The following is a 10,519-nucleotide window of genomic DNA, read 5'->3' as shown; positions in this document are numbered from 1 at the left end:
GCTCCAAAGGCCCGCTTTCCGGCAAATCCAGTCACGGCAAAACACCGCTTCTGGATTCCAAATCAACGGCTTGGGAGTTCTTCACGGACGACTGATCAGTGCGCGTATTGCAGCTCGCGACGCCGCGGACGACGAGGATCTCGCCTGATGTGGTGCGTCGATCGACCAACTTTCGCTGCTGACGATTCGTTCGCCGCATGCATCAGTCGGGTCCACAACCGACCCTTAAAGCGTCGTCTAATGGCGATCGCGGATCAAGTTAAAACTGAATCTGATCTCTACGCCAGACGCGCTAGTAGCGCCGCGCTTCATCTCATCGCTCAAACTGATGGGGTCTCCGGTTTGGTAACAACAGACGAGATGGTCAAGGTCTACGATCAGCGTATGGCAGGTAAAAAGGGACCGGGCCGTCATATCTACGACGCGATCAAGCTTCTGCCGAAGCATGGGATCTGCCCGTTCTGCGATCATCGACCGGTGTCGACGCTTGACCACGTTTTACCTAAGCGGCTCTTCCCCACGTTGGCGGTTACCCCTGATAACCTCGTCGGTGCCTGCGCCGATTGCAACAAGACCAAGCTGTCATTCGCTCCATCTGCGCCAGAGGAAGTTTTTCTTCATCCTTACTTCGATGACGTCGAGGATCAGCAGTGGCTCGCGGCAAAAGTCGTTCAAGGCCCCGTAGCAGCGATCGTCTTCCGGACACAAGCAAACGCCTCCTGGTCCAATGATCTTAACGAACGAGTTCGGCGGCAATTTCGAACGCTGGGATTGGCCCAGCTATATGGAGCCCAGGCTGCACGCGAGATCAGCGATCAAGCGCATCTCCTCGGCGTCATTTACGACAGCCGCGGGTCGGATGGTGTCCGTGAGGAACTAACAAGGCAAGCCGAAACGCGCGAAGCGGTCCGGAGCAACAGCTGGCAGGCCGTCACTTACCGCACGCTGAGCGAGAACGATTGGTTTTGTGATGGGGGCTTCCGGGGCGTTTAAAGTGATTGCGGATGCGACACAATCCAGAATGAAAAGGAACGAATGCAAACAAACGGGCGCGATTCGCATTTTTGCCGCAAAATGCAAATCTGCAAGCCATTGATTTAATTACTATTTTTTGACTTATGTCTCAGACCGCTCATAACGGTCTGGTTGCAGGTTCGAGTCCTGCCGGGCCCACCACGCAGACACCACCAAGTTCTATTTTTTCGGATCTGCGACTGAGACTTATCAATAGCCGCCCGAGTTCCGTCCCGGCGATAAAACGTTCCCTCCCGACCCTCGCTTCGGCTCACCCATCCGGTGGGAACGTCGACAGCTGCGCGTTGTTGACCCGTGTTGAAACTGGAGGACCGAAATGAAATTTGTTCCAAGCATTGGCATGATTGCGGCGTCGCTTGTCGTAGCTGGGCTGGCGTCTCCGAGCTTTGCGCAAGGGTGGGGTCCCGGCCCCTGCACGGGCTCGAGCAGCAGCGCAGTTGGCGTGGAAGGCCCCGCGATGAATGGCGGTCAATTGATGGCGGGCGTCGGAAATTGTCGTCATCGCCACGCCAGGTGGCGCGACAGCTACGGCTATTACCGGGCGCCGGCCCGCGCCTATTATGATCGCGACTACTACGATCGAGGATATGGCGGCCCCGGTGTCACCATCGGCGTCGGCCCCGATCGCTGGTGAAGGTCGAACAGAGGCCGCCCGGAAGGCGGCCTCTTTCGTTGCACCGAACGGATTCTTCCCTCACCGCCGAAGGGCGCGCTGGCGCGTGCCGGCCGACATGCCCCCATATCCCCGATCACTTCCACAGGCCGACAAGCGGCCAGTAGGTGAACATGAACACCATGATGAGGCCGTACATGATCACCGCGAGCGGCAGGCCGAGCCGCATCATGTCCCGCGTCGTGAAGCCGCCGGCGCCGTAGGCGATCATCGCCGGGGCTGACGTCACCGGGATGATCGAAAGACATTGGGCGATGAGAGCCACCCCGAGCACGATCCCGACGATCGGCAGGTCCGGATTGTGCAGCGAGACCAGAAAGCCGATGATCGCCGGCGTGATCGCGGTCAGGCACGAGGTGATGCTGGTGAAGCAGAAGCGGACGAAGAACACGACGACGAAGATCATGATCGCCAGCGCCGTGATCGACAGGCCTCCCATCCCGGATTCGACGAACGCCACCTTCGACAGCCACGCCGCCCCGCCGGTCCTGGTCAGCATCTCAGCCATCGAAATTCCCGCGCCGAACAGCAGGATCGAGTTCCAGTCAATTCGCTTGTAGAGGTCGTTGCAGGTGATGACGCCGACACCCGGCAGAACGAGCAGCAGCACGCAAAGCACCGAAATGGCGGATGCCTCGACATGGTGGATCTTGTCGGTCGCCCAGAGCAAGATCGTCAGCGCCATGATGAGCGAGGCCCGCTTCTCCGCGGTCGACATCGGCCCTATCTCGGCGATCCGCGCGGCGATGTAGTCAGTGCCTCCGGGCAATTCGGCAAATTCAAACTTGAAGAGCCTTGTCGTCAGGAAGTACAGGCCGATTGAAAACACGACCGTGTAGGGAAAGAGGTCGATCAGCCAGTCGAGATAGCCGACCTGAGGCTGACCGGCCCCGGTCAGAAAGCTCACCATCACCGGATTGGGCGCGGCCCCGGTGAGCACGCCGACGCCGGTCACCGAGGGCAGGATGCCGGCGAGAAGGAGCATGGCCTTGCCGATCTGGCTGTTGCGAGGAAGACCAAATGCCTCGGTCAACCCGATCACGATCGGAACGAGCGTCGCCGCGCGTGCGATCACCGAGGGAATGAAGAAGGTGAGCGCAAAAGCGGTCAGGATGATCCCGAACATGATCGCATGGGTGTTTGCGCCGACCAGCTTGAGGATCAGATAGGCCACCCTTTTCTCCAGCCCGGTGCTGGTGATCGCCGCCGCCATGGCAAGACCGGCCGCGACGAACAGCCAGCCGCTGTTCGAAAAGCCGCTGAGTGCGAGCGGAATGGCCTTTGCCGTTCCGAGCATCGCACCGGTGCCGCCTGCCGGGGGAGAAAAGCCGAGTGCCAGGATCAGCAGGAATACGAGCGCGACCGCGCTGACCCCGTAGGGAATCGCCTCGGTGATCCACATCAGCACGACAAAGGCCATCACGGCGATAACGCGCTGTCCCGCTGGCGAGAGACCGGCCGGCGACGGCGTCATGATGATCGCCAGCATGATCGCGAGGCCGATCAGCACCGTCAGAAATTTCCTCGTGCCCGGTCCGGTCGTTTCGGACGCAGCATGAACCAGCGTCGACATGCGTTTCCTCCATCCCTGTTTTATTGTTTCGGCGACTTGCCGGTGACGTCAGGTTCGACCTGCAGTACCCAGCACAACGACGCCATCCGCAGCCCGCACACCCTGGCCCGCCGGCAGGACGAAGACGGGATTGATCTCGGCCTCGATCAGGCGCTCGCCGAGCTGAGCCGCCATCAGCGAAAACGCCACGATCGCAGACACCAAAGCCTCGACGTCCAGCTTTGGCCGCCCGCGAAATCCGTCGAGCAGCGGCCAGGTGATCAGCTCGTGCAGCATCGAGAGCGCTTCGTCACGGCTGAGGCCGCCCTGCGGCGGCAAGAGGCGCATGGTCGTGTCCTTGAAGAGCTCCGCGGTGACGCCGCCCATGCCGAGCAGAATCGCCGTGCCGAGCGCATCGCGGTGCATGCCCAAAATCAATTCAGCGCCGCCCGCAATCATCTCCTGAACAAGGAAGCGTTGCGGACGCTGACTGATCGCCTGCTCCACGTCGTTCGCCATCGCGATCAATCGTCCGCCGATCGTCTCCGGTGTCAGATTGATTGCGACGCCGCCGACCTCGCTCTTGTGCGTGATCTCGCTGGAGAGGATCTTCAGGACGACTTTTCCGCCAAGCTCGTGCGCCGCCGATTCCGCTTCGTTCGGCGTCTCGACGATCCGCTCATTCACCCCCGGGATGCCGAAGCGCGCGAACAGCGCCTTGGCCTCGGCCTCGTCGAGCGAGCCTTGCGAGAAATCGCTGATATCGACCCGCCGTTCGGGCGAGGCAGCAACCTCGCCTTGCGTGGACCCGGCCGCCAGCAGCAAGCCCGAGAATGCAGAGCCGCAGCTTTCGGCCGAGGTGTAAGCCGGCACGCCGCGGGCGGTGAGCACCGCGCCGACCTCGGGCGCGTGCGGGCTGACATAGGCGATGACCGGCTTGTCGGAGTCCGGCAGGCAGTCGTGGATAGCATCCGCCAGCAGCGCCGGACATCCGACGGCCGACGATCCCGCGATCACCACGAGGGCGTCATAGGACGGGCTCGCGAGCAGGGCGCGGATCGCACCCCGCAGGATATCCGGATGCAAGCCGGCCAGGGTCAGGTCGACCGGATTGCGGTCGAAATTGGCGTGGGAGCCTGATTGAAGCGAGGCGAGCCGCGCTGCGGTCTGCGCGTCAGGCGCGGGCGTTTCGAAGCCGGCGACACCGAGACTGTCGGAGACGACGGTTCCGGCGCCGCCGGTGGACGTGAGGATCGCCACGCGCTTGCCGCCGAGTTTCCGTCCCGCGGCGAGCGCCGCCGGAATATCGAGTAGTTCCTCGAACGTTTTCGCCCTGAGAACGCCGAGCTGCCTGAACAGCGCATCGTACATGCGATCCGAGCCGGCCAGCGCGCCGGTGTGCGACACCGCCGCCTTGGCTCCGGCCTCGGAGCGGCCGATCTTGAAAGCCACCACGGGCTTGCCGGCCTCGCGCGCCTTTCGCACCGCCTCGCGGAAACGGGCCGGATGCCTGATAGCCTCGACATACAGCGCGATCACTTGGGTGGCTTCATCCGCGGCAAGAAACTCGATGAAGTCCGAAAGTTCGAGATCCGCTTCGTTGCTGGTGGACACCAGCTTCGACAATCCGATGCCCCGTGCCGCCGCGCGAGAGAGCAGCGCCCCGAGAATGCCGCCGCTTTGCGACACCAGCCCGATCGGGCCGGCGGGGAAACGATCCATCGCCAGCGCACCCGAGGCGGACAGCACGACGTTGTCGGTCAGGTTGACGAGACCGATCGTGTTGGGGCCAAGGATGCGCATCGAGCCGGCGGCTTCCAGAAGCTCCTTCTGGCGCTGAGCCCCCTCCTCACCGGTCTCGGTGTAGCCGGCGGCAAGGACGATCGCTGCGGCCGCGCCTTTCCTGGCGAGCTCCCGCACGGCCATATGCGCGCGCTCTGTGCCCAACAGGACGATCCCGACGTCGGGTACAGCCGGGAGTGCCTCGACATCACGGTAGCAGGTGAGCTCCCCGATACGCTCGACCTTGGGGTTGACGGGGTAGATCGCGCCGGAAAAACCGTGCTTTTGCAGGAACGAGACCGGCCGTCCCGAGGTCTTGTTCGGATCGGCTGATGCGCCGATCACGGCCACGCTCCGCGGCCGAATGAGACGCGCGACGGCGTTCATGGCGTCACTCCTTCGAGGATGATTTTGCGAGGAACGCCAGCACCGCTTCGCGGTGCTCGGCGCTGGTGTAGCAGATGGCCTGGGCCTGGCTGCCGAGATCGAAGATCTCGTGCGCCGAACGCTCGAATGACTGGTTCAGGATCTTCTTGCTCAGCGCCAGCGCGGTCGGCGATCCCTGCGCGAGCTCGGCCGCCCATGCCTTCGCCGCGCTCAGGAGTTCGCGGGGAGCCACCTTGCGATCGAGAATGCCGAGCGCAAGGGCCTCTTCGGCCTCCACCATTCGCCCGGTGAAAATCAGCTCCTTGGCTCTGGGAAGCCCGACCCGTCGCGGCAAGAAATAGGATCCGCCGCCGTCGGGGATCAGCCCACGCTTGATGTAGGACCAGGTGAACTTCGCATGCTCCGAGCCGATCAGGAAATCGCACGCGAGCGCAGTATCGGCGCCGAGACCCGCCGCCGCGCCGTTGACAGCGGCGATGGTCGGCTTCGGCAGGTTGAGCAACATGGATTGCACCCGATGCACGCCCTGCTGCCGGCTCCAGCCGTTGAACGCGACTTCGCCCTGCGGAGCTTCCAGCCGGCGCTTCATGCCGCTGATGTCGCCGCCTGCGCAAAAGGCGGAGCCCCGCCCTGTCAAAACCAGAGCCCGGATCGCATTGTCGCTCGTGACCGCCTGGAGCGCGTCCACGAATTCCGCGCGCATGTCGTCGCTCATGGCGTTGCGGCGATCGGGCCTGTTCAGCGCGATCGTCGCGATGCCGGCATCGATCGAGAATTCGATGAGTTGATAGGTCATGTGCAGGCCTTCGATCGTTGTTGGATACCCAAACGGGGATATTCATCGTGGAGGACGCATCATTCCGGCCGTGCCGGCGGTGCCGACCAGGGTTTTGCGGCGCGCCTGCGCCGGCGATCAACGATGCATCGATTTCAAGCCGGCGTCCGTCGCGTCCAGATCGACGAACCGGGCCGGAGGTTATCCAGCAGGACGATGAGACATTGCGTTTCGTGCTCCCGAAATGCTTTGCGCTTGGTTTTATTGCTTGCGTCTATACCGAACCGCCATAGAAAGGTGCAGCCCTCGTTTCCACTAAGTGAAATTTACTCCGGAGAGGCCGGATGGCTCTGGCGCGGCAATATGCCGGCGGCGCAAATGGAAACCGGTCGCTGGAGCGCGGCATCGAGATCCTGCGCGCGTTCCGGCCCGGCGTCGATACGCTCGGCAATGGCGAGATCGCCGAGCGAACCGGCCTGCCCCGCTCCACGGTCAGCCGCCTGACCAAGACCCTGGTCGCATTCGGCATGCTCGACGAAGTCCGGACCGAGCGGACTTATCGATTGGCCGCGGCCGTTCTCAGTCTCGGCCACGCCGTTCGGATGGGATCTCCGGTGCTCAAGGTGCTGGGTCCCCTGATGCGAGCCGAATCCACGCGGCGCCGGCTCAACGTCGGCCTGGCGACGGCGGATCGTGCGATGATGGTCTATCTGGAATCCATCCGCTACAACCCGCGCCCGACGCTGCGCAGCATCGTGGCCGGTCAACAGGTGCCGATGGAATTGACCTCGCTCGGGCGCGCCTATCTCGCGGGGCTTTCGGACGGGGAGCGCGACAGGCTGCTCGTAAAGTTCAGGCGTCGCAATGCCGCCGCCACCAAAACCCTGATCGCCGAGGTGCAGAAGTCGATCCGCTCGGTCAGGCGCGACGGCTATTGTGCGGTCTCCTGGCAGCCCGGCGTACTCGCCGTCGCGACCCCGATCGTCATCCAAGGTCTGCCGGTTTACGCGCTCAACATGAGCGTGCAGGACATTGAACCGACAGAGGCCCTTGGTGCGGAGATCGGCAGCTATCTCGTGGCGTTCGCGGCGCGATGCAAGGGGGCACTTTCGGGGCCGTAACCCGATCCAACCTTCCACGCATTCCTGGCCGAGCGTTACTCGCACGGCCGACACCGCTGATTGCCGGCGGCCAAAAATGTCTGCAGTGCTGTCTTATGTTGCTCGATTGGCCCCAGCGGCGACGAACTCCAAGGCCGCCTTGGCCGTGATCCCGGCAACTCGCACCCGTGCACCTGATCCGCCGCAACCCCGCGCGCAGGTTTGAGCGAAATCAACCACCGCGTCCGGGTCGAAGACTACTCTTCGCGGCGACCGGAATGGTCGACCGCGAAGGAGAACATGATCATGGCAACCGAGACCAAATTACCTGTCAGCAAAACCTCGACCGCGCCTGCGACCGGCGAGGCGTGGCAGCCGTTCCAGGCGCTGAGAAACGAGATCGACCAGATCTTCGACGATTTCGGCAATGGCTTCTGGAAACGGCCGTTCCGCTCGCTCGCCAGGCTCGAGCGCGACCTGTCCAGGAACTTCAATGCGCCGGCCGTCGACATCGCCGAAAGCGAGAAGGCCTACGAGATCACGGCCGAGCTTCCCGGCCTCGACGAGAAGAACATCGACGTCAAGCTCGTCAACGGCGGTCTCACCATCCGCGGCGAGAAGAAGGAAGAGACCGAAGAAAAGAAGAAGGACTATTACGTGTCCGAGCGCCGCTATGGCTCCTTCGAGCGCTACTTCGCGCTGCCGGACGGTGTCAACTCCGACAAGATCGAGGCGACGTTCAAGAACGGCGTGCTGAAGGTCGTCCTGCCGAAGACCGAAGAAGCCCAAAAGCCCGCCAAGACCATCGATGTGAAGGCCGCCTGAGGCCCACCGACGCGAGGCTGCGGCGATCGCAGCCTCGCCTCATCCAAGAAACTCGCCCGCGAACTCGAGGACAGAACATGCGCGCACATCATATCATGACGAAAGACGTCGTTGCCGTAACTCCGCACACCACGATCGAGGAGGCGGCCAAGATCATGCTCCGGATGCACATCAGCGGTCTGCCGGTGATCGACGATGCGGGCAATCTCGTCGGCATGGTCTCGGAAAGCGACTTCCTCCGTCGCAGCGAGATCGGCACCGGCCGCAGGCACGCTGCATGGTTGAAATTCCTCATCGGACCGGGACGGGCGGCTGCCGAGTTCGTCCACGAGCGCGGCCGCAAGGTCGAGGATGTCATGACGAAGCAGGTGGTGTCGGTGCAGGAAAGTACCGGTCTGGCCGAACTGGTCGACCTGATGGAGAGGAACGACATCAAGCGCGTCCCCGTCCTGCGCGGCAAGACGCCGGTCGGGATCGTCACGAGAACGAACGTGCTGCAAACCGTGGCGAGCCTGGTGCATGAAATCCCCGATCCGACCGCCGATGACGAGCACGTCCGCGAACGCATCACGCGCGCCGTCAACGCCACCGACTGGCGCCCGATCGGCTTTGAAGTGAATGTCCGCGACGGCGTCGTGCATCTGCACGGCCTGATTACCACCGACGAGGCGCGTCAAGCCGCGATCGTCGCCGCCGAGAACACCTCCGGCGTCAAGAAGGTTCACGACCATCTCTGCCTCGTCGATACGTATTCCGGATTCTATGTGGAATCGCCCGAAGACCTGAAGGCCGCGAGCTGAACGCCCGCAGAACGAGGCCACAATGCTCGGCTGGATCGTTCGGATTCTCTTTGCCATAGCAGCGCCGATCACGGCGCTGTTCGTGGCGCGTGATGCGCTGAACTTCGGCTTGATCCAGACCATCGTGACCATGCTGCTGGTCACCGGCCTGGTCTGGCTGATGGCCGCCTATGCCGGACGAGACCGGCAGGCCCCCCGGTAACGGCTGGCGAGACGCGCGGCGTCGCAATCGCTGCTGCCTTTCCCGTGCAGCTAAGGACATCCCCTTAGGTGATGCTCCCAAATTTCGGCCGGAGGATTTAGGCCTTAGAAAGGATTCATCGGCACGCACCGGCAAGGGGCCTGCAATGAATCACTCGATGCACACGGCGGACAAGGCAACACATCTGAAGGTGATCGTAGCCGGGCTGATTGCCGGCATCGCGATCGTCACGACCGCGCTGGCCTTGCACCTGACCTATCCTGACTTGAACGCACAAAGGCGGACGACTGTGACGGTCCAACAGCCGCATCCCACCCACGTTATGACCAGGATCGCACAACGTTAGAAGGCCCTTTGGAGGATATCCAGATGACCAACGAAGCAATCAAGGCGCTGATGGTTCTCGCGATGTTTGGCGTCCTCGAATTCGCGCTCTATTTTTCCTCGATGGCCCGACCTGCCAAGCAGCCGGTCCGCTCGAAGAACGGCCCCGGGCGCGTAGGGCGCCGTCTCACCCCTCGCGCATCGGAAGACTAGGCGATCGCCTGCCCGCCCGGTCAAATCGGCGGGTTACAGCGGCTCATCATCCAGCGTGGACGGCTCCGCCTGCACCGAGACGAAGTCTCCGCCACCGTACTCGTCCTCCGGATCGGGACCGATCGACTGAAGGCACAGGCGGTCATCGACTTCGCGAACGCCGGACGCATTCTCGCAGGCCACGATCGCCGCCTGATGCGCATTCTCACCGCTCACGACGCCTCGCAGCGTCACCACGCCGTTCCTGACGCTGACGTTCAAGCCGACGGGCTGCCAGGACTTCCCTGCCATTGCCGCAAGGACCGTTCGGCGAATCTGGTTGTCGTCTTCCGAATAGCCAGGTGCGCCTGTCAGCGGACCGGCAACCGCGGACAGGAAGTCAGACCGGGTAATGATGCCGATGATGTGGTCGTCGCGCATCACCGGGACATGGTTGAGGTGTCGGCGCTCCATCAATTCGGCGATCTCCTCGAGGGAGGTATCCTCCCTGACCGTCGCCGGATCGCGCGTCATCACCTGCTCGACCTTGCGCCCATGCTCCTTCACGAACTCGCGCGCAATCCGGTCCGCTCCAAGCAGGACGCTAAGCAGCCGGTTGCGGCTGTGCTCCGTTTCCAGCTCCGCCCGCCTGAGGAAGTCGCTTTCGCAGATGATGCCGACCAGCTTTCCCGTCGAATCCGTCACCGGCAGACCACTGATGTGGTGGGCCAGCATGGTCTTGATCGCCTGAGCGATGGAGGCGTCAGGGCGAATAGCTATGACCCGCCGGGACATTATCTGGTGCGCGCGCATGTCTTCCACTCCGCAGAGACCTTACAGCTAGTTGCTGCCCGTGACAGGGTCTTGATTGA

The 10,519-nt window shown here is 62.8% G+C and carries 12 protein-coding genes; 8 read left to right on the top strand and 4 right to left on the bottom strand.

The window, feature by feature from the left end:
• Positions 1-240: 240 nt before the first annotated feature.
• Positions 241-993, top strand: coding sequence for an HNH endonuclease (locus tag XH88_RS08495; protein ID WP_271614961.1), 753 nt, complete (start codon positions 241-243; stop codon positions 991-993).
• 358 nt (positions 994-1,351) lie between these two features.
• Entirely contained in the window at positions 1,352-1,669 is a 318-nt protein-coding gene (locus tag XH88_RS08490; RefSeq protein ID WP_271614960.1) for a hypothetical protein, read from the top strand.
• Between the two features lie 115 nt (positions 1,670-1,784).
• Here the strand turns inward: XH88_RS08490 and XH88_RS08485 are convergent, their stop codons facing one another.
• The 3 genes from XH88_RS08485 to XH88_RS08475 are packed head-to-tail and all read right to left on the bottom strand — an operon-like array spanning position 1,785 to position 6,225.
• Positions 1,785-3,281: an SLC13 family permease gene (locus XH88_RS08485; RefSeq protein ID WP_271614959.1), complete on the bottom strand. Its 1,497-nt coding sequence runs from the start codon at positions 3,279-3,281 to the stop codon at positions 1,785-1,787.
• A 48-nt stretch (positions 3,282-3,329) separates the two neighbouring features.
• A complete protein-coding gene (locus XH88_RS08480) occupies positions 3,330-5,429 on the bottom strand; it encodes an acetate--CoA ligase family protein (protein WP_271614958.1) in 2,100 nt (699 codons plus the stop codon).
• A gap of 4 nt (positions 5,430-5,433) precedes the next feature.
• On the bottom strand, positions 5,434-6,225 hold the full coding sequence (locus XH88_RS08475) for an enoyl-CoA hydratase/isomerase family protein (protein WP_271614957.1): 792 nt from the start codon (positions 6,223-6,225) through the stop codon (positions 5,434-5,436).
• Between the two features lie 323 nt (positions 6,226-6,548).
• On the opposite strand from XH88_RS08475, the gene XH88_RS08470 reads away from it, so the two are divergent.
• From XH88_RS08470 to XH88_RS08445, 6 genes are all read left to right on the top strand, one after another.
• On the top strand, positions 6,549-7,325 hold the full coding sequence (locus XH88_RS08470) for an IclR family transcriptional regulator (protein ID WP_271614956.1): 777 nt from the start codon (positions 6,549-6,551) through the stop codon (positions 7,323-7,325).
• 285 nt (positions 7,326-7,610) lie between these two features.
• A complete protein-coding gene (locus XH88_RS08465) occupies positions 7,611-8,129 on the top strand; it encodes an Hsp20/alpha crystallin family protein (protein ID WP_271614955.1) in 519 nt (172 codons plus the stop codon).
• A gap of 77 nt (positions 8,130-8,206) precedes the next feature.
• On the top strand, positions 8,207-8,929 hold the full coding sequence (locus XH88_RS08460) for a CBS domain-containing protein (RefSeq protein ID WP_271614954.1): 723 nt from the start codon (positions 8,207-8,209) through the stop codon (positions 8,927-8,929).
• Between the two features lie 22 nt (positions 8,930-8,951).
• Entirely contained in the window at positions 8,952-9,131 is a 180-nt protein-coding gene (locus XH88_RS08455) for a hypothetical protein (protein WP_271614953.1), read from the top strand.
• Between the two features lie 145 nt (positions 9,132-9,276).
• Positions 9,277-9,477, top strand: a complete 201-nt coding sequence (locus tag XH88_RS08450; RefSeq protein WP_271614952.1) for a hypothetical protein — start codon at positions 9,277-9,279, stop codon at positions 9,475-9,477.
• A gap of 23 nt (positions 9,478-9,500) precedes the next feature.
• A complete protein-coding gene (locus tag XH88_RS08445) occupies positions 9,501-9,668 on the top strand; it encodes a hypothetical protein (protein ID WP_271614951.1) in 168 nt (55 codons plus the stop codon).
• 33 nt (positions 9,669-9,701) lie between these two features.
• On the opposite strand, the gene XH88_RS08440 is transcribed toward XH88_RS08445, so the two are convergent.
• Complete coding sequence (locus tag XH88_RS08440) at positions 9,702-10,460, bottom strand: CBS domain-containing protein (protein ID WP_271614950.1); 759 nt, start codon at positions 10,458-10,460, stop codon at positions 9,702-9,704.
• Positions 10,461-10,519 lie beyond the last annotated feature (59 nt).

It is taken from the genome of Bradyrhizobium sp. CCBAU 51627, assembly GCF_028128765.1.
GTDB lineage: Bacteria > Pseudomonadota > Alphaproteobacteria > Rhizobiales > Xanthobacteraceae > Bradyrhizobium.
This window is presented reverse-complemented; position numbering and strand designations above follow the sequence as displayed.

Coding starts and splice junctions, on each gene's coding strand:
- XH88_RS08495 (WP_271614961.1), top strand. CDS start 241: ATGGCGATCGCGGATCAAGTTAAAACTGAATCTGATCTCTACGCCAGA.
- XH88_RS08490 (WP_271614960.1), top strand. CDS start 1,352: ATGAAATTTGTTCCAAGCATTGGCATGATTGCGGCGTCGCTTGTCGTA.
- XH88_RS08485 (WP_271614959.1), bottom strand. CDS start 3,281: ATGTCGACGCTGGTTCATGCTGCGTCCGAAACGACCGGACCGGGCACG.
- XH88_RS08480 (WP_271614958.1), bottom strand. CDS start 5,429: ATGAACGCCGTCGCGCGTCTCATTCGGCCGCGGAGCGTGGCCGTGATC.
- XH88_RS08475 (WP_271614957.1), bottom strand. CDS start 6,225: ATGACCTATCAACTCATCGAATTCTCGATCGATGCCGGCATCGCGACG.
- XH88_RS08470 (WP_271614956.1), top strand. CDS start 6,549: ATGGCTCTGGCGCGGCAATATGCCGGCGGCGCAAATGGAAACCGGTCG.
- XH88_RS08465 (WP_271614955.1), top strand. CDS start 7,611: ATGGCAACCGAGACCAAATTACCTGTCAGCAAAACCTCGACCGCGCCT.
- XH88_RS08460 (WP_271614954.1), top strand. CDS start 8,207: ATGCGCGCACATCATATCATGACGAAAGACGTCGTTGCCGTAACTCCG.
- XH88_RS08455 (WP_271614953.1), top strand. CDS start 8,952: ATGCTCGGCTGGATCGTTCGGATTCTCTTTGCCATAGCAGCGCCGATC.
- XH88_RS08450 (WP_271614952.1), top strand. CDS start 9,277: ATGAATCACTCGATGCACACGGCGGACAAGGCAACACATCTGAAGGTG.
- XH88_RS08445 (WP_271614951.1), top strand. CDS start 9,501: ATGACCAACGAAGCAATCAAGGCGCTGATGGTTCTCGCGATGTTTGGC.
- XH88_RS08440 (WP_271614950.1), bottom strand. CDS start 10,460: ATGCGCGCGCACCAGATAATGTCCCGGCGGGTCATAGCTATTCGCCCT.